The organism is Methylophaga sp. (assembly GCF_009711715.1).
GTDB lineage: Bacteria > Pseudomonadota > Gammaproteobacteria > Nitrosococcales > Methylophagaceae > Methylophaga.
Map to the genome: position 1 here is coordinate 78,890 of NZ_VENF01000003.1, position 13,868 is coordinate 92,757.

Below are 13,868 nucleotides of genomic sequence, written 5' to 3' on the forward strand. Positions count from 1 at the left end.
GACCTACATCAACACCACATTGAACTGTTCGCGACCGTATTGTGCTTCGCACTGAAACAGGATCGGCTTGCCGATCAGCTGTTCCAGTTCTGCCACTTTGGTGGAGTCTTCATCATTCAACCTGTCGATAATGTCCTGCGAGGCCAGGATCAGAAACTGCTTGGTTTCATATTGCCTGGCTTCACGCATGATTTCACGGAAGATCTCATTACAGACCGTTTCGACATTCTTGGTGTAACCCTTGCCCTCACAACAGGGACAGGCCTCACACAGAATATGCCCCAGACTTTCGCGGGTGCGCTTACGGGTCATTTCCACCAGCCCCAGTTCTGAGACAGCGCTGATGTTGTGACGTGCCCGATCCAGCGACATGGCTTTTTCCAGCGCTCTCAAAACCTGCTCACGGTGGCTGAGCTCTTCCATATCGATAAAGTCGATAATGATAATGCCGCCGAGATTACGAACCCGCAACTGGCGGGCAATCGCATGGGCAGCTTCCAGATTGGTTTTGAAGATGGTTTCTTCCAGATTCTTATGGCCAACAAAGCCCCCGGTATTCACATCAACCGTAGTCATCGCCTCGGTTTGATCAAAGATCAGGTAACCACCGGATTTAAGCGGTACTTTTCGCTGCAAGGCTTTCTGGATTTCATCCTCGACCCCGAACAGATCAAACAGCGGCATATCCCCGTCATAGTATTCGAGTCTGGCCGCGCACTCGGGCATGAAACCTTCGGCAAAATGCACCGCCTTATGGAATACATTTTCGGCATCGATTCGGATCCGCTCGATATCGGCATTAAACAGGTCACGCAAAGCCCGCATTGCCAGAGGCAAATCTTCATGCAACGGCTCACCGCAGTTGACGGTTTGTTTGCGTTCTTCGAGCTTGCCCCACAAGCGGTAAAGAAACTTGAGATCAGCTTCCAGTTCAGCCTCGGTAACTCCTTCTGCCGCCGTACGCAGAATATAGCCGCCGGTACCCGGCTCCAGCAGGCTGGTCAGACAGTTTTTCAGTCGCTCCCGCTCTTCTTCGGTTTCGATTTTAAGCGAAACACCGATACCTTCCGTTTCAGGCATATAGACCAGATAACGGGAGGAGACCGATAACTGCGTCGTGAGTCGTGCGCCTTTGGTGCCCATCGGGTCCTTGATCACCTGCACCAGAATTTCCTGGCCTTCTCTGAGCAGACTGCTGATGGTGGGTTCTACGTTAGGCGCTTCTTTCAGGTCACCCGTCTGCCCCTTGGGAATGGAAATATCAGACACGTGCAGAAATGCCGCCCGCGATAAACCGATTTCAACAAAGGCGGCCTGCATACCGGGTAAAACCCGACAGACTTTGCCTTTGTAGATATTGCCGACCAGACCACGATATTCACTGCGCTCAATAAAGACTTCCTGCAAAACGCCGTTATCTACGACGGCGGCACGAGTTTCGCTGGGCGTGATATTGATAAGAATCTCACTACTCATCGGCTGTCAGTGTCCATTTGCATTAGAAGTTGTCCTGTTTCCCTGATTGGCAGGCCCATAATTCCGGAATAGCTGCCGTGAATATGATCGATAAAAAGCGCACCCAGTCCCTGCACAGCATAGCTTCCGGCTTTGTCACGACCTTCACCGGTCTGAATGTACCAGTCAATCTGAGCTTCATTCAGCGGCGCGAAACTGACCTGACTGACGCTGATTGCAGTCAAAATCTTCTCTGAAAAAGCCAGTGCCACGGCCGTCATAACTTTATGAGTGTTACCTGACAGCATTTTTAACATACGCCGGGCATCGGCGTCATTGACCGGTTTACCAAAAATCTCCTGTCCAAGGATAACCGCGGTATCAGCAGCCAGCACCGGTTTTTTATCCCGGGCAGTCAACATATCCAAACCGGCGCGGGCTTTATCAACGGCAATGCGTTCGACATAGCTTTCCGGCGCTTCGCCGGGTTGCACGGACTCATCCACATCAGGGGCAATCACAGCGAAGTCGACTGCCATCTGATTCAGAAGTTCACGCCGCCTTGGCGATCGTGAGGCAAGGTAAACAGGGGGGAAATTCATGCGCGATGATAGGGATGATTTTGCAGGATAGTCCATGCCCGATACAGTTGTTCTGACAACACAATACGTACCAGCGGGTGCGGCAGGGTCAGCGGTGATAAGGACCATTTCTGATCAGCGCGTTGCAGACAGCTTGCATCCAGTCCGTCCGGGCCGCCCACCATCAGTGACACATCGCGGCCATCGGTCAGCCAGGACTGCATCTGCGCTGACAGCGTCACGGTATCCCAGCTTTTTCCGTCCACTTCCAGAGCAATCACGTGATGGCTGTCAGGAATAGCAGCCAGAATGCGTCCGGCCTCCTCTTTTTTCCATTGCTCGGGCTGAGCGGTTTTACCGCGTTTGGCCGGTGCGATCTCAAGCAGTTGTAACTGGCATTCACGCGGCAGACGCCGACTGTACTCTTCAAAGCCCTGCGTCACCCAGCCGGGCATCTTGGTGCCGACCGCGACCAGGTTGATTTTCATTCCTTGTCAGCCGACAGCTTCTCGCTTTGCTCGGGTACACTCCAGAGTTTTTCCAGGTTATAGGTCAGCCGGGTTTGCGGCGTCATGATGTGGGTAATGACATCCCCCAGATCCACCAGCGCCCACTCACCCACTGTTTCGCCCTCGACACCGAGGGGCTGGACACCGGCTGCTTTAGCCTGCATCACAACTTCATTGGCCAGCGCCTTGACCTGACGACTGGATTTACCGGTGGCGATAATCATCATATCGGTCACATCCGTCATTTCAGTGACATCCAAAACCTGGATATCTTCCGCTTTGATGTCCTCAAGCGCGTTGATAACCAGTGATTTGAGTTCTTCAGCCTGCATTGGGCTCTCCGTATCAATAAAAGTTAATAATAGTGTAACGCAAGGACGCCAAGCGTTGCTGTGCGATTAATCCTGCTTATTCTGCTGCGGGCGTGGCGCGGGCAACCATGCTGAGGTTTTGCCAGTGACATAATAGGCCGTCAGCCCCAGCCATTCGTGCCAGGCGACTTCCAGCACTTCAAGATGCGCAAATAAGGCAAAATCCCAGTAACGCTGGGCTGGCTTGCTGCTGCGATAATCAACCGGGTAAGGGATCACATTAATACCCTGCTTCCTGGCGATACCGACTGCCCGCGGCAGATGGAAGGCCGAAGTCACCAGCAGATAGCGCCCGTTCGGAGCCGGCAACAACGGTTTAATCATCACAAAGTTTTCGTAGGTATTGCGTGCGCGGGGTTCCATCTTTATCCGCTCAGGCTCGATACCCGCCTGTGTCAGCAAGGTCATCGACACCCGACCCTCACTGTCCAGATCCGGCATTTGTATCAGATTACTGCCACCGGTGTAGATAAGTGGCAACTGCGGATAATGACGGCTCAGTTCAGCAGCGGCGAGAATTCGCTCGGCACTGTCGCCGACTTCGGCACTGCCCCAGCCACTCGACAGTTTCAAATTTTCGGCGCCGCCCAGCACGACAATACCGTCAATATTCTCCGGCAGTGTTGCCGGCGGCTGAAAGCGGGTTTCCAGCGGCTGCATCAACCAGTCGCCGACAGGATAGGCCATAACGCTAAAAGCCAACAGACTCAGCAGCGTCAACAGACGCCGGGCGGCTTTGATGTAATTCAGCCATAACAAGAGGGTTGCCAGTATCAAAAACCAGACCAGCAGAGTGGTCGGGCTCAACAATCCCCAGACCAGCTTGGATAGAACAAAAAACAGATTATCCATCAGGAGGCTTGCGGCCTGATTTGGTACAGTCCCATTTGCTCAATCAGCGCAATCACGGCATCAGGCAGTAAATAACGGACATCGCGCTTTTCATACAAGGCTTCACGAATCGCTGTTGCCGAGATGGCGAGTTGCGTCACCGGAATCGACCAGATTTTACCGGCAGCCAATAATTCGTCCCCCTGCCGGGCCTGATGGGCGTGATACCACTGTGCCAGCTCGTCTGACATCTCAAGCTGCTCTTCAGGCCGCTGCATCACAACGATATGCGCGAGTTCGATAATCTGCTGCCAGCGTGACCAGGTGTTCAGGCTACGGAAGGCATCGGTCCCCATCAACACAAACAAAGGATTATCCGGCAACTCCTGTCTTAGACTGAGCAAGGTATCTACCGTATAAGACGGCCCTTCCCGGCCCAGCTCACGATCATCCACCACCAGCCTGGGATGATTCTTTATCGCCAGCTCCAGCATCAGCCGCCGCTCCTGCGGGCTTGCTACCGGCTCAATCCGGTGCGGAGGCAAAGCACAGGGAATCAGCCTCAGTTGCTCCAGTTTCAGTGCTTCAACTACATCCAGCGCAGTGCGCAAGTGGCCGAAGTGAACCGGATCAAACGTTCCGCCCAGAATCCCGATGGCTGCTTTAGTTTCTGACTTGCCCACTACCCAACACTATCCATTTTTGTGATGTCAGCCCTTCCAGTCCGACCGGACCGCGGGCATGAATTTTATCGGTCGAAATCCCAATCTCGGCGCCGAGGCCATATTCAAAACCATCGGCAAAACGGGTTGAAGCATTGACCATCACCGAGCTGGAATCAACCTCAGCCAGGAAGCGGCGGGCACGTTGGTAGTTTTCGGTCACAATCGACTCGGTGTGACCAGAACTGTGCTGATGGATATGTTCCATTGCTTCATCCAACCCGTCGACAATTTTAATCGACAGAATCGGTGCCAGATATTCGGTGTCCCAGTCGGCCTCGGTTGCGGCGTTGATATCCTTCAGAATTGCCCGGGTATGACTACAACCGCGCAGTTCCACCCCTTCATCACCATAGCGCACAGCAAGCCGGGGCAGAATGGTGTCAGCTACTGCCGCATCGACCAGCAGTGTTTCCATGGCATTACAAACGCCGTAACGATGACATTTGGCATTAAAGGCAATCTCTTCTGCCATATCCAGATCGGCCTCGCTGTCGATATAGACATGACAGATGCCGTCCAGATGCTTGATGACCGGTACCCTGGCCTCGTTGCTGATGCGTTCGATCAGGCTTTTACCGCCGCGGGGAACAATCACATCAACAAATTCCGGCATGGTGATCAACTGACCGACCGCCGCTCTATCGGTAGTCTGAACTACCTGGACCGCAGTTTCGGGCAGCCCGGCCTGATCCAGACCACGACGGATACAGGCAGCAATGGCCTGGTTGGAATGAATGGCTTCACTGCCACCACGCAGAATCGTGGCATTACCGGATTTCAGACATAACGCCGCCGCATCGGCGGTGACATTAGGCCGCGATTCATAAATGATGCCGACAACACCCAAAGGCACGCGCATACGGCCCAGCTGAATACCGGAAGGGCGGTAGGTCATATCACTGATTTCACCGACCGGATCAGGTAAGGCCGCGATCTGCTCCAGCCCTACTGCCATCGATTCGATGCGGCCATCCGACAGGGTCAAACGATCCAGCAGGGCCGCTTCCAGGCCTTTGCTTCTACCGGCTTCCAGATCCCGTTCATTTTCCCGTTTCAGGGTTTCAGCGGCCGCACGAATTTCCGCCGCCATCGCAAGCAGGGCTTTGTTCTTGGTTGCAGTGCCGGCACGTGCCAGGGCGCGGCTGGCCTGACGGGCGTGCTGGCCCAGGCTTCGCATGTACTCATTGACGTCCAACAATAGACTCCTTCGTGTTTTCCTAATCAGGCCTGTCTGACACCGGCCGCCTGCAGGCAGAGCTTTTCCAGCAAGCGCCAGGGGCAGGTTTTCAACACGCCTTTGGCCGCTTTATCGATATCGGCCATTTGGGTCAGAAACTGCTGCCAGTGCTGACTGTCATAACGCTGCAGCGCTTCCCGCATCAGGGGTTTATTTTTATCCCAAACCGGTGGTTTCTGAGCGGCAAAGACCTGTTCCAGAGGACGGCCTGATTGCAGTTCCACTGACATCGCGACAATGCGTCTCAGTGACCAGGCGACGGCAGAGAAAACCGCCAGAATATCAACACCTTCTGATCGTAAGCGCTCTATTATACGGGGGATTTTCTGTGCCTGTCCTGCCAACACGGTATCCATCAGACCAAAAGCTTCAAAACGGGCATTGTCGGCAACGGATTGCAGAATCAGCGCTTCACTGAGTTCACCATCGATGTTGAGTAATTCCAGCTTGTCTATTTCCTGGGCAGCAGCGAATAGGTTACCTTCCACCCGTTCCGCGATCAGGCTTGCCAGCCTGTTATCACAGTTAAGACCGCGCTGTTGCATGCGCTGCATGACCCAGCGTGGTAAATGCGTCGCCTCCACCGGCCAGATAGGTACACTGGCACCCAGCTTATCCAGTTCAGTAAACCACTTGGCTTTCTGCGAACGGTTGTCGATTTTGCCACTGATAATGATCAGTGTGGTGTCCTGAGGCGGCTCTGCGGCAAAACGGCGAAGGGCCTCGCCACCTTCCTTACCCGGACTCCCCGAAGGCAAACGGATTTCAATCAGCCGCTGACTGGCGAATAATGACAGGCTCTGTTCCTGCCATTTGATTTGTGACCAGTCAAAACGCCCTTCGACATGCCAGACCTCGCGGTCATTGGCACCGGCCTGACGAATCCGCTTTCTGATTTTATCTGCGGCCTCTTCCACCAGCAGCGCTTCATCACCATAAACAAGGTAAACGGGCAGCAGTGCCTGTTGCAGCGCCCCGTCGAGTTGTTCTGCCCTCAGCCGCATTGACTAGTTAAGGGCAGACAGGCGCCGGATAATGCTCTGTACCATCTGCTTGTACATATCTTCACGCAATACCCTTTGCTGTTCGTCCATCGCCAGGATCTGGTTCTGGTCAAACTGATAGTCGCGTCTGGCTTCTACCCGTTGCTTGTCACCAATGAGTTCACCGTTTTCATCGGTGATCTGATAGATCACCCAGGCTTCCAGCTCGTATTCACGCACCTTGGCATTGCTGCCTACTGACAGCACGTTCTGCTGATAGCGGTTTTCCAGCACGGTGAACAAGGCCGCGCCTTCCTGATAATCTTCAAGTACGTTAATACCATTACGCTGCAAAGCGCGTTTAAGCTGCAGACCAAATGAATCCTGCCGTGTATTGACGCCCTGAATATAAAGCGTTTTCAGCTCTTCCGGCACTGCGGCTGCGCCCCTGAGCTGGAAGCCACAGGCTGTCAGCGTCAGAATGACCAGTGCGATAAAGCTTCTGAACACAACATGATTCATGTTTGATTTCCTTTATTAGCCTGCCACGACGATATTCAACAAGCGTCCGGGTACCAGAATGACTTTACGGACTTCCTTACCCTCGGTAAACCGTTGCACGTTTTCCTCGGCAAAAGCGATGCCTTCTACCGCTTTCTGGTCGGCTTCCGCCGGCACCGCAATTCTAGCTCTGAGTTTACCGTTAACCTGCACCATCAGTTCAATTTTATCCTGCTTCAGTGCAGCTTCATCGACAGCAGGCCATTGACTATCCACCACTGCCTGCTGATGACCCAGCATTTGCCACAACTGATGACTGATATGCGGTGTAATCGGTGACAGCATCAGCACCACCAGTTCCAGGCATTCCTGCATTACAGCCCGGCCCTGTTCACTGCTGTCATCCAGCTTGGCAATGGCATTCATCAGTTCCATCACTGCGGCAATGGCCGTGTTGAAGGTATGACGGCGACCGATATCATCTGTCACTTTGCTCAGGGTCTGATGCGCCTGGCGTCGGATATTCTGCAGATTGTCAGTCAGACTATCGCTATCAATCTGAACAGTTTCGCCCTGTGCAACATGCTCGCTAACCGCACGCCATAAGCGCTTGAGGAAACGGTTGGCACCTTCTACCGCTTTATCGGACCACTCCAGAGACATCTCGGGCGGCGCAGCGAACATCATAAACAGACGCGCAGTGTCGGCACCATATTCATCAATCAATGCCTGCGGATCCACGGTATTACCCTTGGACTTGGACATTTTGGCACCGTCTTTCAGCACCATGCCCTGGGTCAGCAGGTTTTTAAACGGCTCATCCCCTGACACCAGTCCCTCATCACGCATGAGTTTATGAAAGAAACGTGCGTAAAGCAGATGCAAGACAGCGTGTTCAATACCGCCAATGTACTGATCGACCGGCAACCAGTAATCGGCGCGTTCATCCAGCATTGCCTGGTCATTATCCGGGCAGGTAAAGCGCGCGTAATACCAGGATGACTCGAAGAAAGTATCAAACGTGTCGGTTTCACGTTCCGCTTCACCGCCACATTCAGGGCACTGACACTGATAGAACTCGGGCATCGACTTAATCGGTGATCCGGATCCGTCAACAATGACATCTTCCGGCAATGTGACCGGCAGATCAGCTTCCGGCACCGGGATGGAGCCACATTCAGGGCAGTTGATAATCGGGATCGGCGTGCCCCAGTAACGCTGGCGTGAAACACCCCAGTCACGCAGACGGTAATTAGTCTGGCGTTCGCCCAGACCTTTTTCAGCCAGAAAATCGGCAATCGCATCAAAAGCCTGCTCACTGGAAAGCCCATCAAATTGCTGAGAATTCAGCAGGCGACCTTTGTCGGTGAAGGCTTCTTTACTGAGATCAATCTCTGTTCCTTCGATCGATTCAATCACCTGCTTCACCGGCAGCTGATATTTCTGTGCAAACTCGAAATCCCGCTGATCGTGGGCCGGCACTGACATCACAGCCCCGGTACCGTAGCCCATCAGAACAAAGTTGGCTGCCCAAACCGGTACCTGTTCACCGGTGACCGGATGTACCGCCATCAGGCCGGTGGCGACACCTTTCTTCTCAGCCGTCTCCATTGCCGCTTCCGATGTTTCCATGCGGCGACACGCTTCGATAAAGCGTTGCAGTTCTTCATTATTTTCTGCCGCCTTCAAGGCCAGCGGATGCTCGGCAGCAACAGCCACATAACTGACACCCATCAGGGTATCAGGCCGGGTGGTATACACTGCCAGGCTGTCATCGCTTTCGGCTATATTGAATTGAATCTGTACGCCCTGAGAACGGCCAATCCAGTTCGCCTGCATGGTACGGACCTGTTCAGGCCAACCATCCAGTTGCTCCAAATCAGCCAGCAGTTGGTCGGCATAATCGGTGATTTTCATAAACCACTGCGGAATCTCACGACGTTCCACTTTGGTATCGCAGCGCCAGCAACAACCATCAATGACCTGTTCGTTGGCCAGCACGGTCAGATCATGGGGGCACCAGTTCACCGCAGCGGTTTTCTTGTATACCAGACCTTTTTTAAACAGCCGGGTGAACAACCACTGTTCCCAGCGGTAATAATCGGGTTTGCAGGTCGCCAGTTCCCGCTGCCAGTCATAACCCAGGCCCAGTCGCTGCAACTGACCGCGCATGTAATCGATATTCTGATAAGTCCAGGCAGCCGGAGCCACCTTGTTCTTGATCGCCGCATTTTCCGCCGGCAAACCGAAAGCGTCCCAGCCCATCGGCTGCAACACGTTTTTTCCCTGCATCCGCTGATAACGGGAGATGACATCACCGATGGTGTAATTGCGCACATGCCCCATATGCAGCTGACCGCTTGGATACGGGAACATCGACAGGCAATAAAATTTTTCCCTGTCAGGATCTTCGGTGACCTGGAAGCTGTTGTTGTCCTGCCAGAATTGCTGGGCAGCGGCTTCCACTTCATCAGGACGATATTCTTGTTGCATGGACTCTCTTTGGATAGGGGAAATTTGAAATCGCTTAGGATACCTCAGCGCGGCGAAGGCTCAAAATATAGTTGCGCGCGGTGCCAATAAAAAAGCAGCCCGCAGGCTGCTTCAATTGAATCCTTAGTTTAAAGTCTGCGCACGCCGGTGCTGAAAACTCATTTGCCAGCGGCCATCAGGGTTTCGTATTTGGCATAGAGCTGATCATGGCTCTCAACATTGTCCGGGTCTTTGGGAATACAATCCACCGGACAGACTTCCACACACTGCGGCGTGTCGAAGTGACCCACACATTCGGTGCACAAATCCGGATCAATCTCATAAATTTCAGCACCTTGCGATATCGCGCCATTGGGGCACTCGGGCTCGCATACATCGCAGTTGATGCATTCATCGGTGATAAACAGGGACATCTCTCACTCCACAATTCGATATTTAAGCGATCTTATCGCTGTTATTTGGGGGCAGGCAATTTGGCTTTCAATGCTGCCTGCACACAAGGGGCGACGAACTCTGACACCTCACCGCCAAGAATGGCGATTTCCTTCACCAGTGACGAAGAGACGAAGCTCAGGTTTTCAGCCGGTGTCAGAAACAGGGTTTCCACTTTTGACTGCATACGCCGGTTCATGGTTGCCAATTGTAATTCATACTCAAAATCAGAAACCGCCCGCAGCCCGCGGATAATGACATTGGCGCCCATACTGATCGCTTCATTAACCAGCAGGCCCTCAAATCCGCGTACTTCGACATTATTCAGATCCTGCAATGTTTGCCGTGCCAACTCGACACGTTCATCGAGGCTGAACATGGGTTGTTTGCCGGGATTGATGGCAATCGCCACAATCACCTTGTCGAACAGCGTGGCAGCCCGGTTGACCAGATCAATATGGCCGTAGGTAATCGGGTCAAAGGTTCCCGGGTAAATAGCGGTGGTCATCCGTCGGCTGCTCCGGGTTGAAATTCAAACAAAGCGTATTTTACATCACCTGCCTGCTTTTCTCGCAAACAATGCCAGGTCGGGGGCAATAAAGGCTGTGACTGGCGACGGGGATATTCCAGGTAAATGCGGGCCCCCTTATTGAGCAGGCCTTTATCCGTAAGCAGTGTGGCCACGTCTGACCACAAATCCAGCTGATAAGGCGGGTCCAGAAAAACCACATCAAAAGGCTGGCTGGCGGTAGCCAGATAAGATTCTATGCGGCCGTGAATAATGTCACACTGATCAGCCTTGAGTAGTCCCTGATTCTGTTTCAAATCATTGAATGCCTGCCGGTCGGCTTCCACCATGACGACCTGAGATGCACCGCGTGACGCCGCCTCAAATCCCAGGGCGCCGCTGCCGGCAAAGCAATCCAGACAGCGACTGAAACCCAGTGAGGGTTGCAGCCAGTTGAACAGGGTTTCACGGATCCGGTCACCGGTCGGCCGAAGCCCCTCGACATCCGAAAAGCCCAGTTGCCGGCCCCGCCAGGCACCGGCAATGATGCGTAAAAATCCTGTTTTATTCTGTTTCTGTTGTCTCGCCACCCACCAGCACCGTCAGCATAGTTTCGGCATTCACTCGTCTTTCGAATGCCTGTTTGATATCCGCCACGGTGACGGCTTCGACTTTGTCGTTAAAGCTGTCAAGATAGTCCAGTGGCAAATCGTAGAATCCTATCATAGCGAGGTAATCTGCGATCTTGCTGTTACTGTCTACCCGCAGGGCAAAGCCGCCGGTAATATTCTGCTTGGCTGCCGTCAGCTCGGCTTCGGTGGGGCCGGTTTCAATAAATTTCTTGAGTGTGTTCTTGAGTACAGTCAAGGCTTCCTGCGCTTTTTCATTCCGGGTCTGCAATGCAAACTGATACGGCCCCTTTTGCTGCATCGGCTTGAAATAGCTGTAAACTCCATAAGTCAGACCGCGTTTTTCCCGCAACTCATCACTGAGCTGTGACACAAGTCCACTGCCGCCCAGAATATGATTACCGACATAGAGTGGAAAATAATCTGGATCATCACGGCTGATACCCGTCTGCCCCATCACAATAGTGGTCTGGGTTGACGGGAAACTTTTGTTTATGAGCTGGGACTGTTGCATCGGCTTCACTTCAGGCAGGGTTTCAGCCGGCTTCCCGGTGGCAAGACCTGATGTGAGGCGACTGGCAACAGCTTCGGCCTGTTTCCGATCTAGGGCACCCACAATCACTACCACCGCATTACTACTGACGTAATAACGGTCATAGAAGGCCTGCAGGTCGGCGGGTGTCAACTGCTGAACACTGTCTGCATTACCGGCAGGCATCACGCTGTAGGGATGCTGGTCATAGAGATTTTCATAAAATGATCTGGTCGCAATCGCCTGCGGTGACTGGTTTTCAGCCTGCAGTCCCGTTAACAATGTCTGCTGAATGCGATCGAAGGCGGACTGAGGGAAAGCGGGTTTTGAAAGCACTTTTGTATAGGTATCGATGGCTTGTTCAAAAGCCTGTTTCTCAGTCAGCGTACGCAGACTGAACACCGCCATATCGCGCTCGGAGCTGGCACCGAATTTAGCCCCTACATTGGCAAAGGCACTGGCAATATCATCAGCGTTCATGCTGTCAGTACCTTCATCAAGCATCGCCGCCGTCATTTTAGCCTTGCCCGGTTGCTCAGCATCGCGGGCAGCGCCGGCATCAAACACCACGCTGATATCGACCATCGGCAATTCCGGCGCCGGCACAAAATACACGCGCGCCTTATTGTCTGTGGTCCAGTGCTGGATCTCAGGGCCGGCCCAGCTCAAACCAGCGGAAAGCAGGGTGAAAAAGAAAACAAAAAATCTAGCGAACATGCGCATCTCCAGCATTCGAAACGGGACGGCTTCCATCCAGTGGCAATGGCACCAATTCAGCAATAGTCAGGCTGTCGTCAACGAAATATTTATTGGCAACAGCCTGTACCTGCTCGGCGGTGACCGCTTTGATATTGTCGACATATTGTTCGCCGACCATCCAGTCAAGCCCGATGGTTTCGAGCATGCCTATCTGCATCGCCTGATAGAAAACACTGTCTTTTTCGTAGACCGTTTCGGCAACAACCTGGGCTTTTACGCGATCAAGTTCTTCGGAGCTCACCGGGGTCTGCTTGAGTCGTTCAAGCTGTTCACGAACAGCCACCTCTAAATCGTCCACCGTTTTACCGTTGGCCGGTGTACCGGCGACAAGGAATAAGTCTTTCAAGCGGGAGAACAGGCTGTTACCGGCACCGATACTGGTCGCAACCTGCTGTTCACGGACCAGTTCTTTTGCAAAGCGTGCGCTGTTACCCCCATCCAGAATACCGGCCAGCACTTCCAGTGCATAAGGTTCCCAGCTGTTTTTTTCGGCCACCGTGGTCACTCCCGGCACTTTCCAGCCCATCATCAGATAGGGCAATTCCGCCGGGGCCTTGACCTTGATTTCGCGTATGCCCCGCTGCGCTACTTCCACGCGTGGTTTTAATTCAGCAATAATTTCCGGCTTCAACGGGCCGAAATATTGTTTAGCCAATTCCAGTACGGCCTTGGGTTCAACATCACCAGCCACTACCACAGTCGCATTATTGGGGGCATACCACATCTGATACCACTCCCTGAGGTCGTCAGCCTCGTAATGCTGGATATCACTCATCCAGCCGATAATCGGGTGGTCGTATGGACTGCTCATAAAAGCAGCGGCGTTGAAGTGTTCACGCAGCAGAGACTGCGGGTTGTCCTCAGTACGCATACGGCGCTCTTCGGCGACAACATCCCGCTCTTTCAACAGCTCTGCCGGTTCGATAATGAGATTTCGCATCCGATCAGCTTCGTGTTTAAAACTGACCTCAAGACGATCTTTGTGCAGCTTCTGAAAATAAGCTGTGTAATCCCGGCCGGTGAAAGCATTCTGTTCACCGCCGTTACGGGCGATAATCTGGGAGAATTCGTTGGGTTCCAGATTCTCGGTGCCTTTAAACATCATATGCTCAAGCACGTGCGAGATACCGGTAATTCCGTTGTATTCGTAGCTGGAACCAACTTTGTACCAGATTTGGGATACAACCACCGGCGCCCGGTGGTCCTCTTTAACAATAAGTTTGAGTCCGTTATCAAGCTCAAACTCGCTGACCTGTGCCTGTACAATGCCGGGCAGTAACAGGGCCAGCCAGGCTAGATTTTTTAGTTTCAGCATCTGCATC

General features: G+C 53.1%; 15 protein-coding genes. All 15 read right to left on the minus strand.

Annotated features, from left to right (window positions below; translation table 11 throughout):
• Positions 1–3 precede the first annotated feature (3 nt).
• The 15 genes from rng to FH755_RS01855 all read right to left on the minus strand — a co-directional run bounded on the left by rng (position 4) and on the right by FH755_RS01855 (position 13,861).
• Positions 4–1,476: a ribonuclease G gene (rng, locus tag FH755_RS01785; protein ID WP_292438084.1), complete on the minus strand. Its 1,473-nt coding sequence runs from the start codon at positions 1,474–1,476 to the stop codon at positions 4–6.
• Positions 1,473–2,093 (minus strand): nucleoside triphosphate pyrophosphatase, encoded by a 621-nt coding sequence (locus FH755_RS01790; protein WP_366658645.1) that lies wholly within the window; start codon positions 2,091–2,093, stop codon positions 1,473–1,475. Before FH755_RS01790 ends, rng begins: the two co-directional genes overlap by 4 nt.
• Positions 2,054–2,524 (minus strand): 23S rRNA (pseudouridine(1915)-N(3))-methyltransferase RlmH, encoded by a 471-nt coding sequence (gene rlmH, locus FH755_RS01795; protein WP_292438086.1) that lies wholly within the window; start codon positions 2,522–2,524, stop codon positions 2,054–2,056. The genes FH755_RS01790 and rlmH overlap by 40 nt, the downstream gene beginning before the upstream one ends.
• Positions 2,521–2,877, minus strand: a complete 357-nt coding sequence (gene rsfS, locus FH755_RS01800; protein ID WP_292438087.1) for a ribosome silencing factor — start codon at positions 2,875–2,877, stop codon at positions 2,521–2,523. Before rsfS ends, rlmH begins: the two co-directional genes overlap by 4 nt.
• Positions 2,878–2,943: 66 nt before the next feature.
• Positions 2,944–3,768 (minus strand): YdcF family protein, encoded by an 825-nt coding sequence (locus tag FH755_RS01805; protein ID WP_292438088.1) that lies wholly within the window; start codon positions 3,766–3,768, stop codon positions 2,944–2,946.
• The gene (nadD, locus tag FH755_RS01810; RefSeq protein ID WP_292438089.1) at positions 3,768–4,430 is read right to left on the minus strand and encodes a nicotinate-nucleotide adenylyltransferase; all 663 of its coding nucleotides are present in this window, start codon (positions 4,428–4,430) and stop codon (positions 3,768–3,770) included. The genes FH755_RS01805 and nadD overlap by 1 nt, the downstream gene beginning before the upstream one ends.
• Entirely contained in the window at positions 4,411–5,667 is a 1,257-nt protein-coding gene (locus tag FH755_RS01815; protein WP_292438346.1) for a glutamate-5-semialdehyde dehydrogenase, read from the minus strand. The genes nadD and FH755_RS01815 overlap by 20 nt, the downstream gene beginning before the upstream one ends.
• 26 nt (positions 5,668–5,693) lie before the next feature.
• Positions 5,694–6,713: a DNA polymerase III subunit delta gene (holA, locus tag FH755_RS01820; protein WP_292438090.1), complete on the minus strand. Its 1,020-nt coding sequence runs from the start codon at positions 6,711–6,713 to the stop codon at positions 5,694–5,696.
• A 3-nt stretch (positions 6,714–6,716) separates the two neighbouring features.
• Positions 6,717–7,214, minus strand: a complete 498-nt coding sequence (gene lptE / locus FH755_RS01825) for an LPS assembly lipoprotein LptE (RefSeq protein WP_292438091.1) — start codon at positions 7,212–7,214, stop codon at positions 6,717–6,719.
• Between the two features lie 15 nt (positions 7,215–7,229).
• The gene (leuS, locus tag FH755_RS01830; RefSeq protein ID WP_292438092.1) at positions 7,230–9,686 is read right to left on the minus strand and encodes a leucine--tRNA ligase; all 2,457 of its coding nucleotides are present in this window, start codon (positions 9,684–9,686) and stop codon (positions 7,230–7,232) included.
• Between the two features lie 158 nt (positions 9,687–9,844).
• Positions 9,845–10,099 carry a YfhL family 4Fe-4S dicluster ferredoxin gene (locus FH755_RS01835; RefSeq protein WP_292438093.1) on the minus strand — a complete coding sequence of 85 codons (255 nt, stop codon included), beginning with the start codon at positions 10,097–10,099 and terminating at the stop codon, positions 9,845–9,847.
• A 41-nt stretch (positions 10,100–10,140) separates the two neighbouring features.
• Positions 10,141–10,626: a pantetheine-phosphate adenylyltransferase gene (gene coaD, locus FH755_RS01840; RefSeq protein WP_292438094.1), complete on the minus strand. Its 486-nt coding sequence runs from the start codon at positions 10,624–10,626 to the stop codon at positions 10,141–10,143.
• Positions 10,623–11,216: a 16S rRNA (guanine(966)-N(2))-methyltransferase RsmD gene (rsmD, locus tag FH755_RS01845; RefSeq protein WP_292438095.1), complete on the minus strand. Its 594-nt coding sequence runs from the start codon at positions 11,214–11,216 to the stop codon at positions 10,623–10,625. The genes coaD and rsmD overlap by 4 nt, the downstream gene beginning before the upstream one ends.
• Positions 11,191–12,504 (minus strand): pitrilysin family protein, encoded by a 1,314-nt coding sequence (locus tag FH755_RS01850; RefSeq protein ID WP_292438097.1) that lies wholly within the window; start codon positions 12,502–12,504, stop codon positions 11,191–11,193. Before FH755_RS01850 ends, rsmD begins: the two co-directional genes overlap by 26 nt.
• A complete protein-coding gene (locus FH755_RS01855) occupies positions 12,494–13,861 on the minus strand; it encodes a pitrilysin family protein (protein WP_292438098.1) in 1,368 nt (455 codons plus the stop codon). Before FH755_RS01855 ends, FH755_RS01850 begins: the two co-directional genes overlap by 11 nt.
• Positions 13,862–13,868: the final 7 nt, after the last annotated feature.

Bases quoted from the DNA above. Each gene is read 5' to 3' on its own strand.
- rng (WP_292438084.1), bottom strand. From the start codon at position 1,476: ATGAGTAGTGAGATTCTTATCAATATCACGCCCAGCGAAACTCGTGCC.
- FH755_RS01790 (WP_366658645.1), bottom strand. From the start codon at position 2,093: ATGGACTATCCTGCAAAATCATCCCTATCATCGCGCATGAATTTCCCC.
- rlmH (WP_292438086.1), bottom strand. From the start codon at position 2,524: ATGAAAATCAACCTGGTCGCGGTCGGCACCAAGATGCCCGGCTGGGTG.
- rsfS (WP_292438087.1), bottom strand. From the start codon at position 2,877: ATGCAGGCTGAAGAACTCAAATCACTGGTTATCAACGCGCTTGAGGAC.
- FH755_RS01805 (WP_292438088.1), bottom strand. From the start codon at position 3,768: ATGGATAATCTGTTTTTTGTTCTATCCAAGCTGGTCTGGGGATTGTTG.
- holA (WP_292438090.1), bottom strand. From the start codon at position 6,713: ATGCGGCTGAGGGCAGAACAACTCGACGGGGCGCTGCAACAGGCACTG.
- lptE (WP_292438091.1), bottom strand. From the start codon at position 7,214: ATGAATCATGTTGTGTTCAGAAGCTTTATCGCACTGGTCATTCTGACG.
- leuS (WP_292438092.1), bottom strand. From the start codon at position 9,686: ATGCAACAAGAATATCGTCCTGATGAAGTGGAAGCCGCTGCCCAGCAA.
- FH755_RS01835 (WP_292438093.1), bottom strand. From the start codon at position 10,099: ATGTCCCTGTTTATCACCGATGAATGCATCAACTGCGATGTATGCGAG.
- coaD (WP_292438094.1), bottom strand. From the start codon at position 10,626: ATGACCACCGCTATTTACCCGGGAACCTTTGACCCGATTACCTACGGC.
- FH755_RS01850 (WP_292438097.1), bottom strand. From the start codon at position 12,504: ATGTTCGCTAGATTTTTTGTTTTCTTTTTCACCCTGCTTTCCGCTGGT.
- FH755_RS01855 (WP_292438098.1), bottom strand. From the start codon at position 13,861: ATGCTGAAACTAAAAAATCTAGCCTGGCTGGCCCTGTTACTGCCCGGC.